This window comes from Pseudomonas sp. zbq_18, assembly GCF_043102245.1.
In the GTDB taxonomy this organism is placed as follows: domain Bacteria; phylum Pseudomonadota; class Gammaproteobacteria; order Pseudomonadales; family Pseudomonadaceae; genus Aquipseudomonas.
On the sequence record NZ_JBICIT010000009.1, the window covers coordinates 126,533 to 153,072 of the forward strand.

At 64.2% G+C, this 26,540-nt stretch carries 25 protein-coding genes; 18 read left to right on the forward strand and 7 right to left on the reverse strand.

From position 1 onward, the window contains the following. The 7 genes from folK (at window position 1) to ACF8C6_RS08060 (ending at window position 8,389) form a co-directional block, all read left to right on the forward strand. Window positions 1–486 carry a 2-amino-4-hydroxy-6-hydroxymethyldihydropteridine diphosphokinase gene (folK, locus tag ACF8C6_RS08030; protein ID WP_392498794.1) on the forward strand — a complete coding sequence of 162 codons (486 nt, stop codon included), beginning with the start codon at window positions 1–3 and terminating at the stop codon, window positions 484–486. A 178-nt stretch (window positions 487–664) separates the two neighbouring features. Next, entirely contained in the window at window positions 665–1,465 is an 801-nt protein-coding gene (gene panB / locus ACF8C6_RS08035) for a 3-methyl-2-oxobutanoate hydroxymethyltransferase (RefSeq protein ID WP_392498795.1), read from the forward strand. Then, window positions 1,462–2,310, forward strand: a complete 849-nt coding sequence (panC, locus tag ACF8C6_RS08040) for a pantoate--beta-alanine ligase (RefSeq protein ID WP_392498796.1) — start codon at window positions 1,462–1,464, stop codon at window positions 2,308–2,310. Before panB ends, panC begins: the two co-directional genes overlap by 4 nt. Window positions 2,311–2,437: 127 nt before the next feature. Further along, the gene (gene pgi, locus ACF8C6_RS08045; protein WP_392498797.1) at window positions 2,438–4,102 is read left to right on the forward strand and encodes a glucose-6-phosphate isomerase; all 1,665 of its coding nucleotides are present in this window, start codon (window positions 2,438–2,440) and stop codon (window positions 4,100–4,102) included. A gap of 151 nt (window positions 4,103–4,253) precedes the next feature. Next, entirely contained in the window at window positions 4,254–6,191 is a 1,938-nt protein-coding gene (acs, locus tag ACF8C6_RS08050) for an acetate--CoA ligase (protein ID WP_392498799.1), read from the forward strand. 68 nt (window positions 6,192–6,259) lie between these two features. Then, a complete protein-coding gene (locus ACF8C6_RS08055) occupies window positions 6,260–7,126 on the forward strand; it encodes an oxygenase MpaB family protein (protein WP_392498800.1) in 867 nt (288 codons plus the stop codon). An 84-nt stretch (window positions 7,127–7,210) separates the two neighbouring features. Continuing rightward, entirely contained in the window at window positions 7,211–8,389 is a 1,179-nt protein-coding gene (locus tag ACF8C6_RS08060; RefSeq protein ID WP_392498801.1) for an acetyl-CoA C-acetyltransferase, read from the forward strand. A gap of 157 nt (window positions 8,390–8,546) precedes the next feature. On the opposite strand, the gene ACF8C6_RS08065 is transcribed toward ACF8C6_RS08060, so the two are convergent. Continuing rightward, window positions 8,547–8,870 (reverse strand): DUF1820 family protein, encoded by a 324-nt coding sequence (locus ACF8C6_RS08065; RefSeq protein ID WP_068830405.1) that lies wholly within the window; start codon window positions 8,868–8,870, stop codon window positions 8,547–8,549. A gap of 133 nt (window positions 8,871–9,003) precedes the next feature. Here ACF8C6_RS08065 and miaB point away from each other — a divergent pair, with 133 nt between their 5' ends. The 5 genes from miaB to lnt all read left to right on the forward strand — a co-directional run bounded on the left by miaB (window position 9,004) and on the right by lnt (window position 14,535). Next, window positions 9,004–10,341: a tRNA (N6-isopentenyl adenosine(37)-C2)-methylthiotransferase MiaB gene (gene miaB / locus ACF8C6_RS08070; RefSeq protein ID WP_392498802.1), complete on the forward strand. Its 1,338-nt coding sequence runs from the start codon at window positions 9,004–9,006 to the stop codon at window positions 10,339–10,341. Between the two features lie 105 nt (window positions 10,342–10,446). Then, window positions 10,447–11,442 carry a PhoH family protein gene (locus ACF8C6_RS08075; protein WP_392498803.1) on the forward strand — a complete coding sequence of 332 codons (996 nt, stop codon included), beginning with the start codon at window positions 10,447–10,449 and terminating at the stop codon, window positions 11,440–11,442. After that, complete coding sequence (gene ybeY / locus ACF8C6_RS08080; protein ID WP_277691960.1) at window positions 11,435–11,893, forward strand: rRNA maturation RNase YbeY; 459 nt, start codon at window positions 11,435–11,437, stop codon at window positions 11,891–11,893. Before ACF8C6_RS08075 ends, ybeY begins: the two co-directional genes overlap by 8 nt. Window positions 11,894–11,926: 33 nt before the next feature. Further along, a complete protein-coding gene (locus ACF8C6_RS08085; RefSeq protein ID WP_277691958.1) occupies window positions 11,927–12,763 on the forward strand; it encodes an HlyC/CorC family transporter in 837 nt (278 codons plus the stop codon). 257 nt (window positions 12,764–13,020) lie between these two features. Next, on the forward strand, window positions 13,021–14,535 hold the full coding sequence (lnt, locus tag ACF8C6_RS08090; RefSeq protein ID WP_392498804.1) for an apolipoprotein N-acyltransferase: 1,515 nt from the start codon (window positions 13,021–13,023) through the stop codon (window positions 14,533–14,535). Window positions 14,536–14,645: 110 nt separating this feature from the next. Here the strand turns inward: lnt and ACF8C6_RS08095 are convergent, their stop codons facing one another. Continuing rightward, complete coding sequence (locus ACF8C6_RS08095) at window positions 14,646–15,413, reverse strand: YdcF family protein (RefSeq protein WP_392498805.1); 768 nt, start codon at window positions 15,411–15,413, stop codon at window positions 14,646–14,648. Window positions 15,414–15,472: 59 nt separating this feature from the next. Continuing rightward, on the reverse strand, window positions 15,473–15,925 hold the full coding sequence (locus ACF8C6_RS08100) for a hypothetical protein (protein ID WP_392498908.1): 453 nt from the start codon (window positions 15,923–15,925) through the stop codon (window positions 15,473–15,475). Window positions 15,926–16,116: 191 nt separating this feature from the next. Between ACF8C6_RS08100 and leuS the strand changes: the two genes are divergently transcribed. The 5 genes from leuS to ACF8C6_RS08125 all read left to right on the forward strand — a co-directional run bounded on the left by leuS (window position 16,117) and on the right by ACF8C6_RS08125 (window position 22,082). Beyond that, complete coding sequence (gene leuS / locus ACF8C6_RS08105) at window positions 16,117–18,729, forward strand: leucine--tRNA ligase (protein WP_277691955.1); 2,613 nt, start codon at window positions 16,117–16,119, stop codon at window positions 18,727–18,729. 73 nt (window positions 18,730–18,802) lie between these two features. Continuing rightward, window positions 18,803–19,414 (forward strand): LPS assembly lipoprotein LptE, encoded by a 612-nt coding sequence (gene lptE / locus ACF8C6_RS08110; protein WP_277691954.1) that lies wholly within the window; start codon window positions 18,803–18,805, stop codon window positions 19,412–19,414. A 36-nt stretch (window positions 19,415–19,450) separates the two neighbouring features. Beyond that, complete coding sequence (gene holA, locus ACF8C6_RS08115) at window positions 19,451–20,485, forward strand: DNA polymerase III subunit delta (protein WP_277691952.1); 1,035 nt, start codon at window positions 19,451–19,453, stop codon at window positions 20,483–20,485. A gap of 75 nt (window positions 20,486–20,560) precedes the next feature. Next, window positions 20,561–20,719, forward strand: a complete 159-nt coding sequence (gene arfA, locus ACF8C6_RS08120; RefSeq protein WP_277691951.1) for an alternative ribosome rescue factor ArfA — start codon at window positions 20,561–20,563, stop codon at window positions 20,717–20,719. 76 nt (window positions 20,720–20,795) lie between these two features. Then, entirely contained in the window at window positions 20,796–22,082 is a 1,287-nt protein-coding gene (locus tag ACF8C6_RS08125) for a lytic murein transglycosylase (protein WP_277691950.1), read from the forward strand. Between the two features lie 23 nt (window positions 22,083–22,105). On the opposite strand, the gene ACF8C6_RS08130 is transcribed toward ACF8C6_RS08125, so the two are convergent. After that, on the reverse strand, window positions 22,106–22,987 hold the full coding sequence (locus ACF8C6_RS08130; protein ID WP_277691949.1) for a DNA-3-methyladenine glycosylase: 882 nt from the start codon (window positions 22,985–22,987) through the stop codon (window positions 22,106–22,108). Window positions 22,988–23,171: 184 nt separating this feature from the next. Here ACF8C6_RS08130 and lipA point away from each other — a divergent pair, with 184 nt between their 5' ends. Next, a complete protein-coding gene (gene lipA, locus ACF8C6_RS08135) occupies window positions 23,172–24,224 on the forward strand; it encodes a lipoyl synthase (protein ID WP_277691948.1) in 1,053 nt (350 codons plus the stop codon). A gap of 50 nt (window positions 24,225–24,274) precedes the next feature. On the opposite strand, the gene lipB is transcribed toward lipA, so the two are convergent. The 3 genes from lipB to ACF8C6_RS08150 form a co-directional block, all read right to left on the reverse strand. Then, window positions 24,275–24,892: a lipoyl(octanoyl) transferase LipB gene (lipB, locus tag ACF8C6_RS08140; RefSeq protein WP_392498806.1), complete on the reverse strand. Its 618-nt coding sequence runs from the start codon at window positions 24,890–24,892 to the stop codon at window positions 24,275–24,277. Beyond that, entirely contained in the window at window positions 24,892–25,170 is a 279-nt protein-coding gene (locus ACF8C6_RS08145; protein ID WP_277691945.1) for a DUF493 domain-containing protein, read from the reverse strand. Before ACF8C6_RS08145 ends, lipB begins: the two co-directional genes overlap by 1 nt. A gap of 128 nt (window positions 25,171–25,298) precedes the next feature. Continuing rightward, entirely contained in the window at window positions 25,299–26,474 is a 1,176-nt protein-coding gene (locus tag ACF8C6_RS08150; RefSeq protein WP_392498807.1) for a D-alanyl-D-alanine carboxypeptidase family protein, read from the reverse strand. Window positions 26,475–26,540: the final 66 nt, after the last annotated feature.

Below are 26,540 nucleotides of genomic sequence, written 5' to 3' on the forward strand. Positions count from 1 at the left end.
ATGGAGCGGGTCTATATCGGCCTCGGCAGTAATCTGGCCGAGCCCCGCACACAGCTGCAGGCAGCACTCGCAGCTATCGCCGAACTGCCAAACAGCCACCTGGCCGCCACCTCCTCTTTCTATGCCAGCGACCCGCTGGGGCCGCCTGACCAGCCGCGCTACGTCAACGCAGTGGCCGCACTGGATACCGGCCTGGAGCCGCTGCAACTGCTCGACGCCCTGCAACGCATCGAACAAGAGCAGGGGCGTGTGCGCAAAGCCGAACGCTGGGGACCACGCACCCTGGATCTGGACATCTTGCTATTCGGCTCGCGCCAGCTGGCCGAAGAGCGCCTGACCGTACCGCACTACCACATGCACGCCCGTGCCTTCGTGCTCTACCCGCTGGCCGAGATCGCATCCGAGTTGCTACTGCCCGATGGCCGCTCCCTGCGGCAGCTGCTGGCTGAGTGCCCCTACACCGGCCTGGAGCGCATGTGCGACTAGGCCGCGCCAATCTGCGGTAACGTCGTAACAGCGCGGTAACACCGCGTGATTGACTTCACGCACCCTCATCGGGACTATAGGCGTCCCTTTGCCCCGAGACGGCGTATATAAGCCGTCCAGAGAGGCCAGAGCAGGCGCCACAAGTGCCGGAATCCGGCCCGTAGATGAGGATTTGCCAATGCCTGATGTAACCGTAAGCACTCTGTTGGGCCTCAAGCAGAAAGGCGAGAAGATCGTCATGCTGACCGCCTACGACGCCACCTTCGCCCAGGCAGCGTGCCAGGCGGGTGTGGAAGTGCTGCTGGTAGGCGACTCCCTGGGGATGGTCCTGCAAGGCCACGACAGCACCCTGCCGGTGTCCGTCGCCGACATGGCCTACCACACCGCTGCGGTCAAGCGCGGTAATCAGGGCGCGCTGATCCTCACCGACCTGCCCTTCATGGGCTATGCCACGCTGGATCAGACCTTCGCCAGTTGCGCCGCGGTGATGCAGGCAGGGGCGCACATGGTCAAACTGGAAGGCGCCGGCTGGCTGGCCGAACCGATCCGCCAGCTGGCCGAGCGCGGCGTGCCGGTGTGCGCCCACCTGGGCCTGACACCGCAAGCGGTCAATGTCTTCGGTGGCTTCAAGGTACAGGGGCGTGGCGACGCCGCCGCACGCCAGCTGCGTGCCGACGCCATGGCCCTGGAGCAGGCTGGCGCGGCCATGCTGCTGCTTGAGTGTGTACCTAGCGAGCTGGCGGCCGAAATCACCCAGGCGGTGAAGATCCCGGTCATCGGCATCGGCGCCGGCAGCGCCACCGACGGCCAGGTGCTGGTGATGCATGATTTGCTCGGCCTGGCGCTGACCGGTCGCACACCCAAGTTCGTGAAGAATTTCATGGAAGGCCAGACCAGCGTGCAAGCGGCCTTCGCCGCCTATGTACGCGCCGTGAAGGACGTCAGTTTCCCCGCCGAGGAGCACGGTTTCTCCGCATGAATACCGTCAAGACCGTACTGGAGCTACGTGCCGCTGTCGCACGCGCTCGCAGCGAGGGCAAGCGCATCGCTTTCGTGCCAACCATGGGCAACCTGCATGCCGGGCACGTCGCTTTGGTGGAAAAAGCTCGGCAACGCGCCGACTTCGTGGTTGCCAGCATCTTCGTCAACCCGCTGCAGTTCGGCCTCAGCGAGGATCTGGCCAGTTATCCGCGTACCCTGGCTGCCGATCAGGACAAGCTGGTCGCCGCCGGCTGCCATCTGCTGTTCCACCCGGATGTCGAAGAAATGTACCCCCACGGCATGGATAGCCAAACCCGCGTCAGCGTGCGCGGAGTTTCCGAAGGCCTTTGCGGCGGCAGCCGCCCCGGCCACTTCGACGGCGTGGCCACGGTGGTCAGCAAGCTGTTCAACATGGTCCAGCCAGATATCGCCGTGTTCGGCGAGAAGGATTTCCAGCAACTGGCGGTGATCCGCACCCTGGTGCGTGACCTGAACATGCCGATCCAGATCATCGGCGAGCCGACCGTACGCGCCGAGGACGGCCTGGCCCTGTCCTCGCGCAACGGCTACCTCGATGCAGAGCAACGCGCCACGGCCCCCGTGCTCTACCGCACGCTGATGCAGATGGCCGACGCCATCCGCGGTGGCGAGCGCGACTTCGAACGCCTGACCGAGCAAGGTAAAACCATGCTGCAACGCGCCGGCCTGCGCCCCGACTACCTGGAGGTGCGCGACAGCCACGACCTGCGCAGCGCCACGGAAGAGAGCCGCCAACTGGTCATCCTGGCCGCCGCCTTTCTCGGCAAGACCCGCCTGATCGACAATCTGGCCTTCGAGCTGTAATCGCCGAGGCATGGCACCGCGCCACACTGGCTGTCGCCTGAGCACAGCGCATGCCGTTACACTCAAGCCCGGAACCCTCCGGGCTTTTTATTGCCAGGACGCCACACCTACAAGGAGGCAGCACTACATGGCCTACTATCAGCAGCCACTCGACGTCACCGCCCTGCCGAGCTGGCAGGCTCTGCTCCAACACCGCAAGGCCATGCAGGATTTCAGCATGCGCGAAGCATTTGCCAGTGACAGCAAACGCTTCGAGCGTTTTTCCCTCAGCACCAGCGGCATTTTCCTCGACTATTCGAAGAACCTGATCAACGAAGAGACTCGCAACCTGTTGGTCGACCTGGCCAAAGAGAGCGGCCTGCAGGAAGCCATCGAAGCGCTATTCAACGGCGAACACATCAACGCTTCGGAGAACCGTCCGGCCCTGCATACGGCACTGCGCCGCCCGATCGGCGACTCGGTCGAGGTCGACGGTCAGGATGTGATGCCGCAAGTGCATCGCGTGCTCAACCAGATGACCGATATCGTCAGCCGCATCCACAGCAACCAGTGGCGTGGCTACAGCGACCAGACCATCACGGATGTGGTCAATATCGGTATCGGGGGCTCCTTCCTCGGCCCACAACTGGTCTCGGAGGCCCTGCTGCCTTTCACTCAGCGCGGTGTGCGCTGCCATTACCTAGCCAATATCGACGGCAGCGAGTTCCACGAACTGTCCGCCAAGCTGAATGCCGAAACCACCCTGTTCATCGTCTCCAGCAAGTCCTTCGGCACCCTGGAAACGCTGAAGAACGCCCAGGCCGCACGCAGTTGGTACCTGGCCCGCGGCGGCACCGAAGAAAAGCTCTATCGCCACTTCATCGCCGTGACCAGCAACAAGGAAGCGGCCATCACCTTCGGTATCCGCGAGAAAAACATCTTCCCCATGTGGGACTGGGTGGGCGGGCGCTATTCACTGTGGTCGGCTATCGGCCTGCCCATCGCCCTGGCCATCGGCATGTCCAATTTCAAGGAGCTGCTGTCCGGCGCGTACAGTATGGACGTGCACTTCCGTACAGCCCCCTTCGAGCAGAACATGCCCGTGCTGCTGGCCCTGCTCGGCATCTGGTATGGCAACTTCTGGGGCGCACAGAGCCACGCGATCCTGCCGTACGACCATTACCTGCGGAACATCACCAAGCACCTGCAGCAGCTGGACATGGAATCCAACGGCAAGAGCGTGCGCCAGGACGGCAGCCCGGTCAGCTGCGCAACCGGCCCGGTGATCTGGGGTGGTGTCGGCTGCAATGGCCAGCATGCCTACCACCAACTGCTGCACCAGGGCACCGAACTGATTCCGGCGGACTTCATCGTACCGGTGGTCAGCTACAACCCGGTGGCCGATCACCATCAGTGGCTCTACGCCAACTGCCTGTCGCAAAGCCAGGCGCTGATGCTGGGCAAAAACCGCAGCGAAGCCGAGGCCGAGCTGCGCGCGCGTGGTGCTGAAGAAGCCGAAGTGCAGCGCCTGGCACCACACAAGGTGATCCCCGGAAACCGCCCCAGCAACACCCTGGTGCTGGAACGCATCAGCCCGCGCCGCCTCGGCGCGCTGGTGGCCATGTACGAGCACAAGGTGTTCGCGCAGAGCGTGTTGTGGGGCATCAACGCCTTCGACCAATGGGGGGTGGAGCTGGGCAAGGAGCTGGGCAAGGGCGTGTATGAACGCCTCACGGGCTGGGACCAGCCAGCGGCAGAAGATGCCTCGACCCAGGGTCTGATCGACTTCTTCCGCGGCCGGCACCGCGGCTGACGAACGCCTGCACCGACGAACCCGGCCCCGCGCCGGGTTCGTGCTTTCTGGGGTGTTCTAAAGTGGAGGGTAGTCTGACTGCGGGTTGAACCAAGCAGCCGCTTGGATGCACCCTAGCCCCATCGCGAACGACAACAAAAAGGCCCAAGCCATGTTCGAAATCACCCGCCACCCCGTGCCCGACGCCGTACGCCAGCGCGCCCTACTGAACAACGAGGGTTACCTGCGCCTGTATCAACAGTCCATCGAGCAGCCCGAAGCGTTCTGGAGCGAGCAGGCACAGCAGTTCCTCGACTGGTTCAAACCCTGGGAGCAGCTCCATCACAGCGACCTGAGCAAAGGCGACGCGCAGTGGTTCAAGGGCGGCCTGCTCAACGTCGCGCACAACTGCATCGACCGTCACTTGAAAGAGCGTGGTGAGCAGATCGCCATCATCTGGGAAGGCGACAATCCGGCCGAGTCGGCCAACATCACCTACAACAAGCTGCACAGCCATGTCTGCCGCCTGGCCAATGTGCTCAAAAGCCGTGGCGTCAAGAAAGGCGACCGGGTATGCATCTATATGCCGATGATCCCCGAAGCGGCCTATGCCATGCTCGCCTGCACGCGCATCGGTGCCATCCACTCGGTGGTGTTCGGCGGTTTCTCCCCGGACGCGCTGCGCGACCGTATCCTCGATGCCGATTGCCACACCGTGATCACCGCCGACGAGGGCGTGCGTGGCGGCAAGTACATTGCGCTGAAGAACAACGTCGACAAGGCCCTGCAGAGTTGCCCCAAGGTCAGCACCGTGGTGGTGGTCGAGCGCACCCAGGGTGAGATCGCCTGGGTGGAGGGGCGCGACCTCTGGTATCACCAGGCCCTGCATGAGGCCAGTGCAGACTGCCCCGCCGAGCCAATGGACGCCGAGGACCCGCTGTTCATCCTCTACACCTCGGGCAGCACCGGCAAACCCAAGGGCGTGCTGCACAGCACCGGCGGCTACCTGCTCAGCGCGGCCATGACCCACAAGTACGTGTTCGACTACCACGAGGGCGACATCTACTGGTGCACCGCCGACGTCGGCTGGGTCACCGGGCACAGCTACATCGTCTACGGTCCGCTGGCCAACGGTGCCACCACCCTGATGTTCGAGGGCGTCCCCAACTACCCGGACGCCTCGCGCTTCTGGCAGGTGATCGACAAGCATCAGGTCAACATCTTCTACACCGCACCCACCGCCCTGCGTGCGTTGATGCGCGAGGGGGAGGCGCCGGTCAAGGCCACCGACCGCTCCAGCCTGCGCCTGCTCGGCTCGGTGGGCGAACCGATCAACCCGGAAGCCTGGGAGTGGTACTACCACGTGGTCGGCGAAACCCGCTGCCCGATCGTCGACACCTGGTGGCAGACCGAGACCGGCTCGATCCTGATCACCCCACTGCCTGGCGCCACCGACCTCAAACCCGGCTCGGCGACCCGGCCGTTCTTCGGCGTGCAACCGGTACTGCTCGATGAACAGGGCAAGGAGATCGGCGGCCCCGGCGCCGGCGTGCTGGCGATCAAAGCCAGCTGGCCGAGCCAGATCCGCAGTGTGTACGGCGACCATCAGCGCATGATCGACACCTACTTCAAGCCCTACCCCGGCTACTACTTCACCGGCGACGGTGCGCGCCGCGACGAGGATGGCTACTACTGGATCACCGGTCGCGTCGACGATGTGATCAACGTCTCCGGCCACCGCATCGGCACCGCCGAGGTGGAAAGCGCCCTGGTACTGCACGATGCCGTGGCCGAAGCGGCGGTGGTCGGTTACCCACACGACCTCAAGGGCCAGGGAATTTACGCCTATGTCACCCTGATGAAAGGCAGCGAACCCTCCGAAGCCCTGCAGAAAGAGCTGCTGACACTGGTCGGCAAGGAGATCGGCAGCTTCGCCAAACCCGAGCTGATCCAGTGGGCGCCCGGCCTGCCCAAGACCCGCTCGGGCAAAATCATGCGCCGCATCCTGCGCAAGATCGCCTGCAACGAACTGGAGAACATGGGTGACACCTCCACTCTGGCAGACCCCTCGGTGGTCGACAGCCTGATCGAACAGCGTCTCAATCGCTGAAACGCCGGCGGGGCATCAACCCCGCCAGCGTCTTGATCCAAGGGGTCAGAGCACGGACACTGGCGCACATGGAGCCCCTACGCCGCCAAATAGAAGCCCAGGTGCACAGCCTCACCGGTGCTTCGCTGAAACAGCTCGACCTCGACCAGCCACGAGGCGATCCCGGCCTGTTCGGCCCCGCGTCGATGGTCTGGGAAGTACACGCCGACTTCACCTCAATGATGGTCGGCGGCATCTCCGCCCTGCTCCTGCAGATGCTCCATCCGCTGGCCCTGGCCGGCGTCTGGGACCACTCCAACTTCCGCCAGGACATGCTCGGCCGCCTGCGGCGCACCAGCCTGTTCATCGCCGGCACCAGCTATGGCGGGGTGCAGGATGCCGAGCGGCTGCTCGACAAGGTGCGCACCATCCATTTACAGGTGGTGGGCCAGGCGCCGGATGGCCGTGCCTATGCAGCCAGCGATCCGCAGCTGCTGACCTGGGTGCATGTTTCCGAAGTCAGCCAGTTCCTCGCCGGCTACCTGCGTTACGTCAATCCGCAGCTGCCAACGGCCGAGCAGGATCGCTACTACCAGGAGGTGGCGCTGATCGCTCACCGGCTGGGCGCGCGGGACGTGCCCCAGTCACGCCAGGCGGTCGCCGACTACCTGCAACGCATGCAGGCACAACTGCTCTGCGATGAACGCACCCGCGAAGTGGTCCGACTGCTGTACGCGGCGCCGATGCCGAGCATCCTGGCCAAACCCTTCGGTCAGCTGATGATGAGCGCCGGCATCGACCTGCTGCCGGACTGGGCCAGCGACCTGCTGGGCGAGCGACAGGCCGCCTGGCGTCGCCCGTTGATTCGCAGCAGTGTCCAGCGCACGGCTGCGATGCTGCGCTGGGCCGTGCGCAACAGCGCAGCCCAGCGCGCAAGAGGTCGCCTGTTGCCGTAAAGAACGTGGCTGGCCGGTCAGCTGTGGCTGTGCGACCATCAACGCCTTTCCGGTCACACCATGAACCGAATCGAGGAACTGCACATGCAAGAAGTCGTCATCGTCGCCGCAACCCGCACCGCCATCGGCGGCTTCCAGGGCGCCCTGGCCAATGTGCCGGCCGTCGACCTGGGCGCCGCGGTGATCCGCAGCCTGCTGGACAAGACCGGCCTCAACCCCGCCGAAGTCGATGAAGTACTGCTCGGCCATGTGCTCACCGCCGGCGCCGGGCAGAACACCGCACGCCAGGCCGCGATCAAGGCCGGCCTGCCGCACGCCGTACCCGCCATGACCCTGAACAAGGTCTGCGGCTCAGGCCTGAAGGCCCTGCACCTGGGCGCCCAGGCCATTCGCTGCGGCGACGCCGAGGTCATCATCGCCGGCGGCATGGAGAACATGAGCCTGGCGCCCTACGTCATGCCCGCTGCCCGCACCGGCCAGCGCATGGGCCACGGCAAGCTCATCGACACGATGATCCAGGACGGCCTGTGGGATGCCTTCAACGACTACCACATGGGCATCACCGCCGAGAACCTGGTGGAGAAATACGGCATCAGCCGTGAGGCGCAGGACGCCTTCGCCGCCGCCTCGCAACAAAAGGCCTGCGCCGCCATCGAGGCCGGGCGTTTCAATGATGAGATCACCCCGATCCTGATCCCCTCGCGCAAGGGCGAGCCGGTCAGCTTCGCCACCGACGAGCAGCCGCGCGCCGGCACCAGCGCCGAATCCCTGGCCAAACTCAAACCGGCGTTCAAGAAGGACGGCACAGTGACCGCCGGCAACGCCTCCAGCCTCAACGACGGCGCCGCCGCCGTGCTGCTGATGAGCGCGAGCAAAGCCGAGGCCCTGGGCCTACCGGTGCTGGCCAGGATCGCTGCCTACGCCAATGCCGGCGTCGATCCGGCGATCATGGGCATCGGCCCGGTGTCGGCCACCCAGCGCTGCCTGGAGAAAGCCGGCTGGCAGCTGAGCGATCTGGACCTGATCGAGGCCAACGAAGCCTTCGCCGCCCAGGCCCTGTCGGTGGGCCAGGAACTGGGCTGGGACGCCAGCAAGGTCAACGTCAACGGCGGCGCCATCGCCCTCGGTCATCCGATTGGCGCCTCCGGTTGCCGCGTGCTGGTGACCCTGCTGCACGAAATGCTCAAGCGTGATGCCAAGAAAGGCCTGGCCACCCTGTGCATCGGCGGCGGTCAAGGTGTGGCCCTGGCCATCGAAAGGTAAAAGCGTGATCCCGTAGGTTGGGTCGGGCCGCGTAGGTTGAGGGCATAGCCCGAAGCCCAACGGGAGGAGCAAACGGCCACGACGCGGCTCTCGACATCGCTTGTTGGGCTTCGCTGCGCTCAACCTACGCGGCCCGGCCCAACCTACACACCAAGGTTTACTTCTCGGGCATCGGCATGGGGAACGGCATCACGTTGCCGCCGCCCTTGGCTTCGCTGATCTTCGGTGTACCCAGGCGCTCCACCTCATCGATGCGAATGATCGCGTGCATCGGCACGAAGCTGCGTACCACGCCCTCGAACTGCGCCTTGAGTTTCTCCTCGCTGGGGTCGACCACCACCTGGGTACGCTCGCCAAAGACGAACTCCTCCACCTCCAGGAAACCCCACAGATCGCTCTGGTAGATCTGCTTGGCATACATCTCGTACACCTGGCCCTGGTTCTGAAAGATCACCTTGTAGATAGGTTCGCGCTTGCTCATGAGGGGAAACTGCTGAAAATCGGGGGCGCAGATACTAGCACAGCACCTCCCCGCAGACGGCACTTGCCCATTCCCCGCCAGCAGCTATGCCCCTATAATCCCCGGTCATTTTTTAAACAGCACGACCTTACCCATGGCCAAGAAGCTTTATATCGAAACCCACGGTTGCCAGATGAACGAGTACGACAGCTCGCGCATGGTCGATCTGCTGGGCGAACACCAGGCCCTGGAAGTCACGGAAAACCCGGCAGAAGCCGACGTGATCCTCCTCAATACCTGCTCGATCCGCGAAAAAGCCCAGGACAAGGTGTTCTCCCAGCTGGGCCGCTGGCGCGAGCTGAAACAGGAAAACCCTAACCTGGTGATCGGCGTCGGCGGCTGCGTGGCCAGCCAGGAAGGCGCCGCCATCCGCGACCGCGCGCCCTATGTCGACGTGGTCTTCGGCCCGCAGACCCTGCACCGTCTGCCGGAAATGATCGACGCCGCCCGCACCACCAAGACCGCCCAGGTCGACATTAGCTTCCCCGAGATCGAAAAGTTCGATCACCTGCCCGAAGCCCGCGTCGACGGCCCCAGCGCCTTCGTCTCGGTCATGGAGGGCTGCAGCAAGTACTGCACCTTCTGCGTGGTGCCCTACACCCGCGGCGAGGAAGTCAGCCGGCCGCTGGCCGACGTACTGGTGGAAATCACCCAGCTGGCCGAGAAGGGCGTGAAGGAAGTCACCCTGCTCGGGCAGAACGTCAACGGCTACCGCGGCCCGACCCCGGACGGACATATCGCTGACTTCGCCGAACTGCTCTACGCAGTCGCCGAAATCGACGGTATCGAGCGCATCCGCTACACCACCAGCCACCCACTGGAGTTCTCCGACGCCATCATCCAGGCCCATGCCGACATCCCGAAGCTGGTCAAATACCTGCACCTGCCGGTGCAGTCCGGTTCGGACCGCATCCTGGCGGCGATGAAGCGCAACCACACGGCACTGGAGTACAAGTCGCGCATCCGCAAGCTCAAGGCGGCTGTGCCGGATATTCTGCTCAGCACCGACTTCATCGTCGGCTTCCCCGGCGAGACCGAGAAAGACTTCGAGCAGACCATGAAGCTGATCGAGGATGTCGGCTTCGACTTCTCCTACTCCTTCATCTACAGCTCGCGCCCCGGCACCCCGGCCGCCGACCTGGCCGACGACACTCCGGAAGAGGTGAAGAAGCAGCGCCTGTCGATCCTGCAGGCGCGCATCGCCCAGCAGGGCTTCGAGAACAGCCGACGTATGGTCGGCACCACCCAGCGCATCCTGGTCAGCGACTACTCGAAGAAGGACCCCGGCATGCTCCAGGGCCGCACCGAGAGCAACCGCGTGGTCAACTTCCGCTGTGATAATCCACGCCTGATCGGCCAGTTCGTCGACGTGCATATCGATGACGCCCTGCCCCACTCACTGCGCGGCACGCTGATCGACGCCGTGCACTGATCGACCAATGGCTAATATGTCCCTGCGCGCGCGAACTTTTCCCGCGGCCCGCGCAGGGTTATGCTCCCTCCATCATTTCTGCCGCATGGCGGTAACCGGACTCCATTGAACGCCCCCATAGAACCCCATCGTTTTATCCTCGAACCCTTCGAAGCACGCCGCTTCGCCAACCTCTGCGGACAGTTCGACGAGCATCTGCGCCTGATCGAGCAACGCCTCGCCATCGAGATCCGCAACCGTGGCAACCAGTTCGAGCTGATCGGCCCGTCGCAGCACACCCAGTCCGCCGAGAACCTGCTGCGCCGTCTGTACCGCGAAACCAAAAGCACCGAGCTGTCGCCCGAACTGGTCCACCTGTACCTGCAGGAATCCGGCCTGGAAGCGCTGGACAGCGGCAAGGCTGACGCCGGTGTCACCCTGCGCACCAAGAAAGGCGTGATCAAGCCGCGCGGCGCCAACCAGCAGCGCTACGTCAAGGCGATCCTCGATAACGACATCAACTTCGGCATCGGCCCGGCCGGTACCGGCAAGACCTACCTGGCCGTGGCCTGTGCAGTCGATGCGCTGGAGCGCGAGCAGGTGCGCCGCATCCTCTTGGTACGCCCGGCGGTCGAGGCCGGCGAGAAGCTCGGCTTCCTCCCTGGCGACCTGGCGCAGAAGATCGACCCCTACCTGCGCCCTCTGTACGACGCGCTGTACGAGATGCTTGGCTTCGAGACCGTGGCCAAGCTGATCGAGAAGCAGGTGATCGAGATCGCCCCGCTGGCCTATATGCGCGGGCGCACCCTTAACAACAGCTTCATCATTCTCGACGAGAGTCAGAACACCACCCTCGAACAGATGAAGATGTTCCTCACCCGTATCGGCTTCGGCTCCACCGCCGTGATCACCGGCGACATCACCCAGGTCGACCTGCCGCGCGGCACCAAGTCGGGCCTGAGCCATGTGATGACCGTACTCAAGGACGTCCCCGGCATCAGCTTCACCCACTTCAAGCCCAAGGACGTGGTGCGCCACCCGCTGGTGCAGCGCATCGTCGAAGCCTACGAGCGCTTCGAGGAAAGCCAGAGCCAGGACGGCAAGGGTCACCCCGATGCTTGAGCTCGACCTGCAGAACGCCTCGCAGGCCAGCCAGCTGCCGAGCGAGGCGCAGTTCCGCCAGTGGTGCGAACTGGCCCTGCGCCAGCGCACGGCTGATTCCGAACTGACCATCCGCCTGGTCGATGAAGCCGAAGGCCAGGAGCTGAACCGCACCTGGCGGCACAAGGACTACCCGACCAACGTGCTGTCCTTCCCGGCCGATGTGCCCGACGAGATGCTCGACATTCCGCTGCTCGGCGATCTGGTGATCTGCGTGCCGGTGGTCGAGCGCGAAGCGCAGGAACAGAACAAGTCGCCAGAGGCCCACTGGGCCCACCTGGTGATCCACGGCTGCCTGCACCTGCTCGGCTACGACCACATCGAGGATGAGGAAGCCGAGGAAATGGAAACACTGGAACGACAATTGCTGGCTGAACTGGGTCATCCCGACCCTTATGCAGCCGACGAATAACCACAGAGACTCAGGAAAACTCCCGAGACCATCATGAGCGAAGACCGATCGAGCAACGAGCAGAAGTCCTGGTTCAACAAACTGACCCAAGCTTTTGCTCATGAGCCGAAAAACCGCGAAGAACTGCTGGAAGTCCTGCGCGAAGCCCACCAGAACAAGCTGCTCGACAGCGAAGCGCTGACCATTGTCGAAGGCGCCATCCAGGTCGCCGACCTGCAGGTACGCGACATCATGGTGCCGCGCTCGCAGATGATCAGCATCAAGGCCAGCCAGTCGCCGGCCGAATTCCTCCCCTCCATCATCGACTCCGCGCATTCGCGCTACCCGGTGATCGGTGAGAGCCTCGATGAAGTCATCGGCATCCTCCTGGCCAAGGATCTGCTGCCGCTGATCCTCGGAGGCGACCAGCCTTTCGACATCAAACAACTGCTGCGCCCGGCCACCTTCGTGCCGGAATCCAAGCGCCTCAATGTGCTGCTGCGCGAGTTCCGCGCCAACCATAACCACATGGCCGTGGTGATCGACGAATACGGCGGCGTAGCCGGCCTGGTGACCATCGAGGATGTGCTGGAGCAGATCGTCGGCGACATCGAGGACGAACACGATGTCGAGGAAGACAGCTATATCAAGCCACTGCCATCCGGCGACTTCCTGATCAAGGCACTGACCCCGATCGAAAACTTCAACGAAACCTTCGACACCGAGTTCCCCGACGACGAGTTCGACACGGTCGGCGGTCTGGTGATGAACGCTTTCGGTCACCTGCCCAAGCGCAATGAGATCACCGAGATCGGCGAATACCGCTTCCGCGTGCTCAACGCCGACAGCCGCCGCCTGCACCTGCTGCGCCTGACGCCACTGGAGCGTTAAAGCGTGCACGGCTTGCAGGAGGGGCCTTGGTCGCGACGAGAAACCTCGCGTTGCCAAGGTCGCGGCCAAGGCCCCTCCTACAGCTCGTAGCCCGGACTTAAGTCCGGGAAACAGGCTGCAATACCCCGGGCTACGAGTCTGGACAACGCTCACCCGCAAGGGCGAGATTTCCACCCAGCCCGCCAAAGCGCTCGACTTCCAGCCTCCCCTCCCTTCCAGTACCCTTGCCCGCCAGACTTCCCGCTCAAGGACGCACGATGCGCTGGATCACCCAACCCGGCTGGCCGGGCAATCTGCTGGCCATCGCCGGCGGCGCCTCCACCACACTGGCCCTGGCTCCTTTCAACGCCTGGCCATTGGCTTTGCTGGCCATCGCCATTTTCTACCTTGGCCTGCGCCACCTGAATCCACGCCAGGCGCTGCTGCGCGGCTGGTGTTATGGCCTCGGCCTGTTCCTCGCCGGCACCAGCTGGATCTATGTCAGCATCCACGACTACGGCGCCGCCTCGGTGCCCCTGGCGGCCTTCCTGACCTTCGCCTTCTGCGCGGGCGTGGCACTGTTCTTCGCCCTGCCCGCCTGGCTCTGGGCGCGCTGGCTGCGCCGCAATGACGCGCCCATCGCCGACGCCCTGGCCTTCGCCGCGCTGTGGCTGGCCCAGGAAGCCTTTCGCGGCTGGTTCCTCACCGGCTTCCCCTGGCTCTATGCCGGCTACAGCCAGCTACATGGCCCACTGGCCGGACTGGCACCGGTCGGCGGCATGTGGCTGATCTCCCTGGTGCTGGCATTAAGTGCTGCACTGCTGGTCAACCTGCACCCTCTACGCCATCAGCGTTCTCGTCTGATTGGCGCAGTTGCCTTGCTGTTGGCCCCCTGGCTGGCTGGCCTGGCCCTTAACGGCCAGAGCTGGACCACGCCCATGGGTGAGCCGCTAAAGGTCGCCGCCCTGCAGGGCAATATCGAACAGAACCTGAAGTGGGATCCGGCGCAGCTGGATGCCCAGCTGGCGCTGTACCGCGACATGACCCTGAGCAGCCAACCGGCCGACCTGATCGTCTGGCCGGAAACCGCGGTGCCGGTACTCAAGGAATACGCCGAGGGCTACCTGAAAGTGATGGGCCGCGTGGCGGCCGACCGCGACGCTGCACTGATCACCGGCATCCCGCTGCGTCAGCTCAACGAACAGGGTGAGAAGCGCTACTACAACGCAATTACTGCAACAGGCTGGGGCGAGGGCACCTACCTCAAGCAGAAGCTGGTGCCCTTCGGCGAATACGTACCACTGCAGGATGTGCTGCGCGGGCTGATCGCCTTCTTCGACCTGCCCATGTCCGACTTCGCCCGCGGCCCCGCCAACCAGAGCCCGCTGCAAGCCAAGGGCGTGCGTATCGCGCCGTTCATCTGCTATGAGGTGGTCTACCCGGAATTCGCCGCCACCATGGCCGCGCAAAGCGAACTGCTGCTGACGGTCAGCAACGACACCTGGTTCGGCACCTCGATCGGGCCGCTGCAGCACCTGCAGATGGCGCAGATGCGCGCCCTGGAGGCCGGACGCTGGATGATCCGCGCCACCAACAACGGCGTCACCGCGCTGATCGACCCGCAAGGTCGTATTGCCGCGCAGATCCCGCAGTTCCAGCAGGGCACACTCTATGGCGCAGTCCAGCCGATGCAGGGCCTGACGCCTTACCTGCGCTGGCGCGCCTGGCCGCTGGTGGTGCTGGGTGTCCTGCTGCTGGGCTGGGCGCTTATCGCCCGTCGTCGCGAGAGGTAGGCGTAGGTTGGGTTGAGCGCAGCGAAGCCCAACAGGGGGAGTTGCCTGAGGGCCCGCACCTTGGGCTTCTCTGCGCCTACGCGGCCCGACCCAACAGTGCCTCATCCAATCTACCGATAGATCAGCGGATAAACCGCCATCCCTAATGCCTCGTTGAGCAGGCGGGTGTTCTGCCACAGCGCCTTGCTCTCCGGCAGCCAGCCACCGACCGGGCGCTCGTTGGGTACGCCGAGAAAGCCCAACGGTGCCGCCACCACCTCCAGCCCGGCGCGTTCGAAACACCAACGCGCCCGCGGCATGTGCGCCGCCTGTGTCACCAGCACCACTCGCCGGACACCTTCGGTCTTGAGCAGCTCGGCGCTGAACTGAGCATTCTCCCAGGTGGTACGGCTGCGCTCCTCGCGCCAGCGCGTCGGCACAGAAAAATCGCGCTGCAGCACATCGGCCATCAGCTGCGCCTCGCTGGGTGGCTGGCCATAGTGCAAACCACCACTGATCAGAACTGGCAGCTGCGACGCTCGCTGCAGGCGTGCCGCATAGCGCAGCCGCTCGATGGCGGTCACACTGGGCTGGTCACCGCCCCAGGCAGGATCGGCCTCCTCGCGCCCCGAGCCAAGAATCACGATCACCTCTGCCTGCTGGGCCAAGCCCGGCCACTGTGCCTCGGCCAGCGCCGGCTCACGCTCGATCTGCCGTGCCGCCCACTCCATGACTACGGGCAAGCTGAACAGCCACAGACCGGCCAGGCCGATGAACACAACCAAGCCAGCCGCGCGCGGCCGCCCCAGCCAAGCCCACAACAGCCAGGCGAACAGCAGCAGCACTAGAAAGCCACCAGGTGGCAGGATCAGTTGTTTGAGGATAAAACGCAGTTCCATGGGCACCTCCTGTGCCCGCAGAGACTATGCCCTGCCACACAAGGAGTCGAGCCGTGCGATCAGCGCGGCTGCCCGGCACGAAACAGCTTGGAGCCACAAGCGCTACAGGGCATCACGCCCTCGCCACGCTGCACCTGCGCAGCCGTGCCACATAGGGCGCAACACAACTGCTGGCGCTTCTTGATCAGGGCCTTGCTACGCCCCGGCAATGACCTGCTCGGCAACCGCCCAGGCGGTTTACTGACCGGCCTGCCCTGGCGCTCGGGCAATTGCTCGATCGACGCCAACTCCTCGGCCGCCGCATGCCAGCCGCGCAACCAATTAAGGTCACGGTCCAGATAGGCCCGGATCAATTCCAGCTCAGCAGGCGTCAGACCACGCAACTCCAGTTCTGCGGGGGGAGTCCGGCACAGACGGCTCGCGGTTTCTGCTTCTTCTAGTGCCAGGGCAAGACGCTGCAACAGCCGCTCATAGAGCCCGCCCGCCGCCTCCGTGTGCCGCAACTCAGCCATCATCACCTCAACCGGGCGCCGTCGCTGCACGCCCTTGTAACAAGCTTAGCGCCGCGCCGCCTGGCAGCCGTGCGCCGCGACAAACGGCGGGCAGCGCCTTGTGCCGAGGACAATCAGGGTTTCCCTGAATCAGGGGGGGTCATGTATGCTACGGCGTTTCTCGCAGCCCTCTATTTCAGCGCCGAAAACCCATGCACGAACAGTATTCGCCCCGTGATATCGAAGCCGCCGCCCAGACCCACTGGAACGAGCAGAAATCCTTTGTAGTGAGCGAGCAACCAGGCAAGGAAACCTTCTACTGCCTGTCGATGTTCCCCTACCCGAGCGGCAAGCTGCACATGGGCCACGTGCGCAACTACACCATCGGTGACGTAATCGCCCGCTACCAGCGCATGCAGGGCAAGAACGTGCTGCAACCGATGGGCTGGGACGCCTTCGGCATGCCGGCGGAAAATGCCGCCATGAAAAACCAGGTGGCGCCGGCCAAGTGGACCTACGAGAACATCGACTACATGAAGTCCCAGCTGAAATCGCTGGGCCTGGCCATCGACTGGACACGCGAAGTCACCACCTGCAAGCCGGACTACTACCGCTGGGAGCAGTGGCTGTTCACACGCCTGTTCGAAAAGGGCGTGATCTACCGCAAGAACGGCACCGTGAACTGGGACCCGGTCGACCAGACCGTACTGGCCAACGAGCAGGTCATCGACGGCCGTGGCTGGCGTTCGGGCGCGCTGATCGAGAAGCGCGAAATCCCGATGTACTACTTCAAGATCACCGCCTATGCCGAAGAGCTGCTGAGCAGCCTGGATGAGCTGGAGGGCTGGCCCGAGCAGGTCAAGACCATGCAGCGCAACTGGATCGGCAAGAGCTTCGGTGCCGACATCGTGTTCGACTACGACGTCGCCAGCATCGGCATCGACGGCCAGCTCAAGGTCTACTCGACCCGCCCCGACACCCTGATGGGCGCCACCTATGTGGCCGTGGCCGCCGAGCACCCGCTGGCGCAGCGCGCCGCCGAAGCCAATCCGGCCATCGCCGCGTTCATTGCCGAATGCAAGGCAGGATCGGTCGCGGAAGCCGATATGGCGACCATGGAAAAGAAGGGCGTGGCCACCGGCCAGTTCGTCATCCATCCGCTGACCGGCGACAAGCTGCCGGTATTCGTCGCCAACTACGTACTGTGGGGCTACGGCGAAGGCGCGGTGATGGCCGTACCGGCCCACGACGAGCGTGACTTCGAGTTTGCCAACAAGTACGGCCTGCCGATTCAGCAGGTCTATGCCGGTGAAGGCAAGGACTACAGCACTGCCGAGTGGCAGAGCTGGTATGGCGACAAGGAAGGCCTCACCACCATCAACTCCGGCAAGTACGACGGCAAGGGCTTCAGCGAAGCCTTCGACGCCATCGTCGCCGACTTGGAAGCCAGCGCCCACGGCGCGCGCAAGACCCAGTTCCGCCTGCGCGACTGGGGCATCAGTCGCCAGCGCTATTGGGGCTGCCCGATCCCGATCATCCACTGCCCGAGCTGCGGCGACGTGCCGGTGCCGGAAGACCAGCTGCCGGTCGTCCTGCCGGAAGACGTGGTGCCGGACGGCGCCGGTTCGCCGCTGGCCAAGATGCCCGAGTTCTACGAATGCAGCTGCCCGAAGTGCGGCAGCCCGGCCAAGCGTGAAACCGACACCATGGACACCTTCGTCGAGTCGTCCTGGTACTACGCCCGCTACGCCAGCCCGCAGTACACCGGCGGCATGGTCGACCCGCAGGCCGCCAACCACTGGCTGCCGGTGGATCAGTACATCGGCGGCATCGAACACGCCATCCTGCACCTGCTGTACGCGCGCTTCTTCCACAAGCTGATGCGCGACGAAGGCCTGGTCACTTCCAACGAGCCGTTCAAGAACCTGCTGACCCAGGGCATGGTGGTCGCCGAGACCTACTACCGCACCCTGGAAAACGGCGGCAAGGACTGGTTCAACCCGGCCGACGTGGAAGTCGAGCGTGACGCCAAGGCCAAGGTCATAGGCGCTCGCCTCAAATCCGACGGCCTGCCGGTGGAAATCGGCGGCACCGAGAAGATGTCCAAGTCGAAGAACAACGGCGTCGACCCGCAGGCCATGATCGATGCCTACGGCGCCGACACCTGCCGCCTGTTCATGATGTTCGCCTCGCCGCCCGACATGAGCTGCGAGTGGTCGGACGCCGGCATCGAAGGCGCCAACCGTTTCCTGCGCCGCGTCTGGCGTCTGGCCCACAGCCACGTCAGCGCCGGCCTGCCGGGCCAGCTGGACGTCGCCAGCCTGACGGACGAGCAGAAGAACGTGCGCCGCGCCATCCACCTGGCGATCAGGCAGGCCAGCAACGACGTGGGCCAGCACCACAAGTTCAACACCGCCGTCGCCCAGGTGATGACCCTGATGAACGTGCTGGAAAAGGCCGCCACCGCCACCGAACAGGACCGTGCCCTGCTGCAGGAAGGCCTGGAAACCGTGGCCCTGCTGCTGGCACCGATCACCCCGCACATCTGCCATGAGCTGTGGCAACAGCTGGGCAAGGCCGGCGCCATCATCGATGCGCCGTGGCCGCAGGTCGACGAATCGGCCCTGGTACAGGACAGCCTGACCCTGGTCATCCAGGTCAACGGCAAGCTGCGTGGGCAGATCGAAGTGCCGGCATCGGCCAGCCGCGAAGAAGTCGAAGCCGCTGCCCGTGCCAACGAGAACGTGCAGCGCTTCACCGAAGGCGTGACCATCCGCAAGGTCATCGTCGTGCCGGGCAAGCTGGTCAACATCGTCGCCAATTGATAACGGTCGCCAACTGCTTAAGCTCGGTGCCATGCCCGCATGGCACCGAGGCTCTCCAAGGGGATAGAAGAGAATGATGAAACGGAATCTGGTGGTAATCGGTCTGGCCGTTCTGCTCAGCGCCTGCGGCTTCCAGCTGCGTGGCACCGGCGATGCCCAGTTCGCTCTCAAGGAAATCGACCTGCAGGCACGCAACGCCTACGGTGAGACCGTCAAGGAGCTGCGTGAACTGCTGGAAAACAACGGCGTCAGAGTGCACAACGGCGCACCCTATCGCCTGTTCCTGAGCAACGAGCAGCAGACCCAGCGTACCGCCAGTTACACCAGCAGCGCCCGCAGCGCCGAGTACCAGCTGACCAATCAGCTGGACTACGAAATCCGCGGCAGCAAGAACATGCTGTTACTGCAGGATCAGCTGGAAGTACAAGGGACCTACGTACACGATGGCAACAACCTGGCCGGCTCCACCCAGGAGTCCGAACAGGTCCGCCAGGAGATGCGTCGCGAGCTGATCCAGCGCCTGTCGCTGCGCTTGCAGCAACTGACCCCGGCCCAGCTGGAGCAACTGCAGCAGGAAGCCGAGGCACGCGCCCAGGCCGAGGCGGAAGCCGCCGCAGCCGCGCGCCGCGCCGAGCAGGAGTCGGCGCCCCAGCAGTCGCCGATCCAGCTGCCGATCAGCCAGTAGCTGCACAGGGCCGGGTAACCGGCCCTTTTCACACCCATGAAGCTCTATCCCAACCAGCTTGGCAAACACCTGCAGGGAGTCCTGGCCCCGGTCTACGTGGTCAGCGGTGACGAGCCACTGCTGTGTCAGGAAGCCGAGGACGCTATCCGCAGTGCCGCGCGCGCTCAGGGGGTCAGCGAGCGCCAGGTGTTCCATGCCGAAGCCAGTTTCGACTGGAACCTGCTCTATGAAGCCGGCGCCAGTCTGTCGCTGTTTGCCGAGAAACGCCTGATCGAACTGCGCATCGCCAACGGCAAACCGGGCGACAAGGGCACCGCCGCGATTCTCGAATACCTGCAGCGTCCGCCGGAAGACACCACACTGCTCATCAGCCTGCCCAAGCTCGACGGCAGCACGCAGAAGACCAAGTGGGCCAAGGCCCTGATCGAGGGTCCCAACTGCCAGTTCCTGCAGATCTGGCCGGTCGACAGCAGCCAGCTTCCGGCCTGGATCCGCCAGCGCATGTCCCAGGCCGGCCTGGCCGCCAGCCAGGAGGCAGTGGAACTGATCGCCGCCCGCGTGGAAGGCAACCTGCTGGCGGCTGCTCAGGAGATCGAAAAACTCAAGCTGCTGGCCGAAGGCAACCAGGTCGATGTCAGCACCGTGCAAGCGGCGGTGGCCGACAGTGCTCGCTACGACGTGTTCGGCCTGATCGACGCCATCCTCAACGGCGAAGCCAGCCATGCCCTGCGCATGCTCGACGGCTTGCGCGGCGAAGGCGTGGAGTCGCTGTTCATCGTCGTCATGCTGGCCCGCGAGTTGCGCCAGCTGGCGGGCATCGCCCAACAGTTCAGTCAGGGGGTCCCCCTGGAGAAGGCCTTCGCCAGCGCCCGCCCGCCCATCTGGGACAAACGCCGGCCATTGATCGGCAAGGCCGTGCAGCGCCATACCGCCGCACGCTGGAACCAGCTACTGATCGATGCCCAGCGCATCGACGCCCAGGTCAAGGGCCAGGCCGCTGGCGACCCGTGGCGCAGCCTGGCGCGCCTGGCCATGCTAATGGCCGGCCAGCGCCTGCCGCTCAGCGAGTAGTCGCTGGACAATTTCTGAGCAGCGGCGCATAGTCCGCGCCGCCCGCAATCCAGCGGAGCCTGCGAGGAATTCCGAATGAGCAAGAAAGCCGGAAAACGGCCGAACAAGGCCAAATCCATCATCGCCCAGCCACTGTTCCGCAGCCGTCAGGAACAGCCGAAAAAAGGCAAAGGCAGCTACCGCCGCGAAGCCTCCCAGCACCACTGGGAGGCTTCTTGCTTTATGGCAGCCTGAAAAAAGTAAAGGCACCTGCTCCGCCAAGCCTGGCATGTTAAGGTCGCAGCCTAACTGGCAAGACCGAGACACCACCATGCTGTACCGCACCACCCGCCGCCCTCTCTGCCTGACCCTCGCCAGCCTCCTGCTGCTGGCCGCATGCGCCGAAACACCTCAGACCGAGGCTAACTCCCCGATCACGCCAGCTCAGCCCCAGGCTCCTGCTGTTGTCAGCCCACCGGCACAGGTCTCGACTGCCCCCGTGTCTGCCATCGACTTCGCCACCTGGCGCCAGCAGTTTCGCGGCAAAGCCCTGCAGGCCGGCATCCAGAGCGAACTGTTCGACCGCGTGTTTGCAGGAGTCACACCCGACCCCAGCGTGGTACGCGCTGATGGTGCGCAGCCCGAATTCACCCGCCCGGTTTGGGAATACCTGGAAGGTGCGATTTCGCCGACGCGCGTCCGCAAGGGCCAGGCCCTGCTCAGCCAACATGCCGCCACCCTGAGCGCCATCGAGCAACGCTACGGCGTCAATCGCGAAGTACTGGTAGCAATCTGGGGCATGGAAAGCAGCTTCGGCCAGTTCATGGGCGAGCAATCGGTCATCCGCTCACTGGCCACCCTGGCCTACGAAGGCCGCCGCCCGCAGTTCGCCGAAGATCAACTGCTGGCAGCCCTGCAGATCCTGCAAAGCGGCGACACCACACCAGCCGGGCTGCGTGGCTCCTGGGCCGGCGCCATGGGCCAGACGCAGTTCATCCCCACCACCTACCTCAGCCATGCCGTGGATTTCGATGGCGACGGTCGTCGCGATATCTGGGGCTCCAGCGCCGATGCCCTGGCCTCCGCAGCGCACTACCTGCAGGCCTCCGGCTGGCAGATGGACAAGCCCTGGGGCTTTCAGGTCGCCCTGCCGACAGGTTTTGATTACGCCCTGGCGGACACGGAGATCCGCAAGACCTACGCCCAGTGGCACGCGCTCGGCGTGAAAGGCACTCCGGCCGGGCTGGCGGCAGAGGACACAGGCTACCTGTTGCTACCGGCAGGCCACCGCGGCCCGGCCTTTCTGGTGTTCCGCAACTTCGGCGCCATCCTCAGATACAACAACTCATCATCCTACGCCCTGGCGGTGGGCCTGCTCAGCGCGCGCTTCGACGGCGGCGGGCAGATCAGTGGCAGCTGGCCTAAAGATGAGCGCCCACTGAGCCGCAGCGAACGCGTTGCCCTGCAGGAAGGCCTGACCCAGCGCGGCTACAACCCCGGGCCGGCAGACGGCATTATCGGCGCCAACACCCGTCGTGCGATTCGCGCTTTCCAGCAGAGCCTGGGGCTGCCTGCCGACGGGTATCCGACCCCGGCATTGCTGCAACAGTTGCAGTAGACGCATACCGTCACGAGCACGCCTCATGACATCGCCCAGAGGTGGGCTGCCACCAGCGCCCGCCAGGGCGAGAACGGCAACAGCCAGTCACGCACAAAGGACTGGCTGAGTTTCTCTGGCGCCCCCAGCAAGCGCTGTAACTGGCGGCGCACGGCGGCGTCACCCTCCAGCGAGCCATCCAGACGGGCGAACCCACGTAGCAGGGCATAGTCCACAGTCCAGGGACCTATGCCCCTGAGCGCCAGAAGGCGCTCCCTGATGGCTGCGGCAGGTTCATCTTCCAGCCAGGCATCCAGCGGCAGACGTCCTTCTGCAACTTCACGCGCCAGCAGCAACAAGGCCTGGGTTTTGGCGTGCGAGAAGCCGGCCTGGCCCAGCGCATGCGCGTCCAGAACCGCGACTGCGGGCGCATCCGGGTAACAGAACAGGCCGCTGGAGTGCTGCCGTCCAGCCAGCTGGATCAGGCGCCGACGCAGCGTAATGGCGACGGGCAGACTGATCTGCTGGCCGCTAATCGCCCATGTCAGCGCCTCGAATGGCGAAGCGGCTTGTGGCACACGCAGCCCGCGATTGAGCGCCAGCACGCTGCCAAGCTGCGGATGCGCGGCATAGGCAGCCTCGAATGCCTGCACCGGCTGGGTCAGCCCTAGCATGCGCGCCGCCAGCGCCCTCAATGCTTGCGCATCAATCCTGCCACCGGCGTCCACCTGTAACGTCACCCGAACGTGTCCACCCGCAAAGCCCAGACTCAGACGGGCCGCAAGCCCCTCCCAGAGGATGCCCTTGGCCAGCCCATCCGACTCGACACATTCAGCCAGGCCCTGAGCATCGCGCCGATGAAAGCTCAACAGGTCAGACCGTCGAAAGCCCGCAGGCAATGGCAGCTCGATTTCGCAGAGGGACATGCGTTCTCGTCGTAATTGAAGTGACTGCAAATGGCACAACCTGCGTCTGCATCTCACATGAAGAAGCACAGGCGCAATACGTCCAGCCTTGCGTCGCCCACGGCGCTGGCGCAAACCCAGCTATGGTAGACTGCGCGCCGGCCAAAAGCCCTGCCACCGAAGCCCCTACCGGAGCCGAGATCCGATGTCCGACACTCCCTCGCCCAAGTCCGTCTCCAGCGGTGAAAAATTTCGCACCGCCCAGGGTATCACTGCGATCAAGGATGGCCAGAAGCGTCGCGCCTCGGCCGAGCCGCAGGTCGTCGAACCCAAACCGAGCTGGCTGAGGGTCAAGGCGCCGAGCGGTAGCCGCTTCGATGCCGTCAAACGCAATGTCGGCGAACATCGCCTGAGCACCGTCTGCCAGGAATCCCACTGCCCGAACATGGGCGAATGCTGGTCCAACGGTACCGCCACCATCATGCTGATGGGCTCGGTGTGCACCCGTGCCTGCCGCTTCTGTGCAGTCGACACCGGCAACCCGAACGGCTGGCTGGACCTGGAAGAGCCGCAGAACACCGCGAAGTCGGTCGAGCTGATGGGCCTGCGCTACATCGTGCTGACTTCGGTGGACCGCGACGACCTGGCCGATGGTGGTGCTGCCCACTACGCCGCCTGCGTGCAGGCAATCAAGGCCAATACCCCGCAGGTGGTGGTGGAAGCCCTGACCCCGGACTTCGACGGTGAACACGACGCCATTGCCCGCGTGGTGGACTCCGGTCTTGAGGTGTTCGCGCAGAACGTCGAGACGGTCAAGCGCCTGACTCATGTTGTGCGCGACCCCCGCGCCGGCTACGAGAAGACGCTCAAAGTGCTCGAGTTCGCCAAGCAGCATCGCCCCTCGGTCATCACCAAGACCAGCCTGATGCTGGGCCTGGGCGAGACCGACGAGGAAATCCTTGAAACCATGGATGACCTGCGCGCCATCGGCGTGGACATCCTCACCCTCGGCCAATACCTGCAGCCGACCCGCAATCACCTGCCGGTCAAGCGTTGGGTCAGCCCCGAGGAGTTCAACCGCTTCCGTGACATCGGCCTGGAGAAAGGCTTCATGGAAGTCGCCGCCGGCCCGCTGGTACGCTCCAGCTACCGTGCCGACCGAGTGTTCGAGAAGAACAACCTGGGCCTGTCCGCGCCGGCTCCGGTCCCCGGCCAACAGCAGGACGACAGCCTGATTCCGGCGCTCAACCTGCACTAAGCGCGACGGGAAACAAAAGGCCATGGTCACCCATGGCCTTTTGGTTTGAATCAGCGGTAACCGAGCCTCTCGCGCAGTGCACGCTCCAGGCGCTGTGCCACCTCATCGAGCGAAGGTGACGTGACCAGCAGATCCTTTAGCTGAACCATCTTCAGGCCCGCGTAACCGCATGGATTGATGCGCCCGAACGGCGCCATGTCCATGTCGACATTCAGCGCCAGGCCGTGGAACGAACAGCCATTGCGCACCCGCAGCCCCAGCGAGGCGATCTTCTCGCCGTTGACGTATACACCCGGCGCATCGGCCTTGGGTGCCGCCTCGATGCCATAACCCGCCAGTACGTCGACCAACGCCAGCTCCATGGCAGTCACCAGCTCACGCACACCCAACTTGCGCCGACGCAGATTGAGCATCAGGTAGGCCACCAGTTGGCCGGGGCCGTGGTAGGTCACCTGGCCACCGCGCTCGACCTGAATCACCGGAATATCCCCCGGTGCCAGCACATGCTCGGCCTTGCCGGCCTGCCCCTGGGTGAACACCTGCGGGTGCTGCAGCAGCCAGATTTCGTCCGCGGTCGACTCATCGCGCTCGGCGGTGAAGCTGCGCATGGCTTCCAGGGTCGGCAGGTAGTCCACCAGCCCCAAGTGACGTACAACAAGCTCCGCCACTAGAGCACCATGTGCACGCGGCCGGTGGCCTTGAGGTCGACATGGATGGCCTGCAGCTGCTCAACGCCGGTGGCCGTGATCAGCACCTGCACGGAGAGAAAGCGGCCATTGCGGCTGTCGCGCACCACCAGGCTGGCGGCATCGAAGCCTGGCGCATGGCGCTGGATGATTTCGACGATCAGATCAGTGAACCCCTCACCAGCTTCGCCAATCACCTTGATCGGGTAACGCTCGCAGGGGAATTCGATTTTCGGCGCAGATACTTCGCTATCGGTCATGGCGGTTACTCCGGGTTTTCGCCCGTAAAATGCAGAACGCCCCGATGGCGGGGCGTCCTTGTGAGTGTTCAGGTCTGGCCCTCAATCTGGGGCCAGCGCGGCAGCCTTTCAAGGCTGCCGCCGATCCTTTAGTTGAACAGGCCGAAGAAGAACAGGCGGATGCTATCCCACAGGCGACGGAAGAAACCACCTTCCTCCACCTCTTCCAGAGCGATCAGGTCGGCGCTGTGGACCACCTCGTCACCCAGCTTGACCTCGACCTTGCCGATCACATCGCCCTGCTTGAGCGGTGCCACCAGTTGCGGCTCCAGGACCATGACAGCCTGCAGTTTCTTGATCTGGCCCTTGGGCAGGGTCAGCGACAGATCCTCGGCCAGGCCGGCCTTGACCTGACGCGTGGTGCCTTTCCAGACAGTCGCCTGGCTCAGCTCCTCACCCTTCTTATAGAAGGTCTGAGTCTCGAAGAAGCGAAAGCCGTAGGTCAGCAGCTTCTGCGTCTCGGCGGCGCGGGTCTTCTCGCTGTCGGTACCGAACACCGAGGTGATCATGCGAGCACCGTCGCGCAAGGCCGAGGCCACCAGGCAGTAGCCCGCTTCCTCGGTGTGACCGGTCTTCAGGCCATCCACGGTACTGTCACGCCACAGCAGCAGGTTGCGGTTGCCCTGCTTGATGTTGTTCCAGAGGAATTCCTTCTGCGAATAAATCGCGTAGTGTTCCTGGTCCTCATTGATGATGGCGCGGGCCAGGATGGCCATGTCATGGGCGCTGGAATAGTGCTCCGGATGCGGCAGACCAGTGGCATTCATGAAGTGCGAGTTCTTCATGCCGAGCCTCTCGGCCGTTTCGTTCATCATGTCGGCGAAGGCATCTTCGCTACCGGCAATGTATTCGGCCAGGGCGATGCTGGCGTCATTGCCGGACTGGATGATGATGCCATGCAGCAGGTCATCGACCGTCACCTGGCTGTTGATCGGCAGGAACATGGTGGAACCGCCGGAAGCGGCGCCACCGGTACGCCAGGCGTGCTCGCTGACGGTCACCAGATCCTGCTCGCCGATCTTGCCCTTGCGAATTTCCAGGGTGGCGATATAGGCGGTCATCAGCTTGGTGAGGCTGGCCGGCGGCAGGCGCTGGTCACCGTTATTCTCAACCAGCACCTTACCGCTGGCTGCATCCATCAGCACATAGGACTTGGCAGCCAGCTGCGGCGGCGAAGGAATCGCAGAGTCGGCAGAAGCGGCGAGTGGCGCGACCAGCAGTGTGGCCACCAGGGAAAGGCGTTGGGCAAAGCGGGAGATGTTCATCCGTCTCTCTGAAGGTTGCGTTTCAACAATGGCACAGGCGACCTGAGGTCGCCTGCGTTTTGGCGC

Coding starts and splice junctions, on each gene's coding strand:
- folK (WP_392498794.1), top strand. CDS start 1: ATGGAGCGGGTCTATATCGGCCTCGGCAGTAATCTGGCCGAGCCCCGC.
- panB (WP_392498795.1), top strand. CDS start 665: ATGCCTGATGTAACCGTAAGCACTCTGTTGGGCCTCAAGCAGAAAGGC.
- panC (WP_392498796.1), top strand. CDS start 1,462: ATGAATACCGTCAAGACCGTACTGGAGCTACGTGCCGCTGTCGCACGC.
- pgi (WP_392498797.1), top strand. CDS start 2,438: ATGGCCTACTATCAGCAGCCACTCGACGTCACCGCCCTGCCGAGCTGG.
- acs (WP_392498799.1), top strand. CDS start 4,254: ATGTTCGAAATCACCCGCCACCCCGTGCCCGACGCCGTACGCCAGCGC.
- ACF8C6_RS08055 (WP_392498800.1), top strand. CDS start 6,260: ATGGAGCCCCTACGCCGCCAAATAGAAGCCCAGGTGCACAGCCTCACC.
- ACF8C6_RS08060 (WP_392498801.1), top strand. CDS start 7,211: ATGCAAGAAGTCGTCATCGTCGCCGCAACCCGCACCGCCATCGGCGGC.
- ACF8C6_RS08065 (WP_068830405.1), bottom strand. CDS start 8,870: ATGAGCAAGCGCGAACCTATCTACAAGGTGATCTTTCAGAACCAGGGC.
- miaB (WP_392498802.1), top strand. CDS start 9,004: ATGGCCAAGAAGCTTTATATCGAAACCCACGGTTGCCAGATGAACGAG.
- ybeY (WP_277691960.1), top strand. CDS start 11,435: ATGCTTGAGCTCGACCTGCAGAACGCCTCGCAGGCCAGCCAGCTGCCG.
- ACF8C6_RS08085 (WP_277691958.1), top strand. CDS start 11,927: ATGAGCGAAGACCGATCGAGCAACGAGCAGAAGTCCTGGTTCAACAAA.
- lnt (WP_392498804.1), top strand. CDS start 13,021: ATGCGCTGGATCACCCAACCCGGCTGGCCGGGCAATCTGCTGGCCATC.
- ACF8C6_RS08095 (WP_392498805.1), bottom strand. CDS start 15,413: ATGGAACTGCGTTTTATCCTCAAACAACTGATCCTGCCACCTGGTGGC.
- ACF8C6_RS08100 (WP_392498908.1), bottom strand. CDS start 15,925: ATGGCTGAGTTGCGGCACACGGAGGCGGCGGGCGGGCTCTATGAGCGG.
- leuS (WP_277691955.1), top strand. CDS start 16,117: ATGCACGAACAGTATTCGCCCCGTGATATCGAAGCCGCCGCCCAGACC.
- lptE (WP_277691954.1), top strand. CDS start 18,803: ATGATGAAACGGAATCTGGTGGTAATCGGTCTGGCCGTTCTGCTCAGC.
- holA (WP_277691952.1), top strand. CDS start 19,451: ATGAAGCTCTATCCCAACCAGCTTGGCAAACACCTGCAGGGAGTCCTG.
- arfA (WP_277691951.1), top strand. CDS start 20,561: ATGAGCAAGAAAGCCGGAAAACGGCCGAACAAGGCCAAATCCATCATC.
- ACF8C6_RS08125 (WP_277691950.1), top strand. CDS start 20,796: ATGCTGTACCGCACCACCCGCCGCCCTCTCTGCCTGACCCTCGCCAGC.
- ACF8C6_RS08130 (WP_277691949.1), bottom strand. CDS start 22,987: ATGTCCCTCTGCGAAATCGAGCTGCCATTGCCTGCGGGCTTTCGACGG.
- lipA (WP_277691948.1), top strand. CDS start 23,172: ATGTCCGACACTCCCTCGCCCAAGTCCGTCTCCAGCGGTGAAAAATTT.
- ACF8C6_RS08145 (WP_277691945.1), bottom strand. CDS start 25,170: ATGACCGATAGCGAAGTATCTGCGCCGAAAATCGAATTCCCCTGCGAG.
- ACF8C6_RS08150 (WP_392498807.1), bottom strand. CDS start 26,474: ATGAACATCTCCCGCTTTGCCCAACGCCTTTCCCTGGTGGCCACACTG.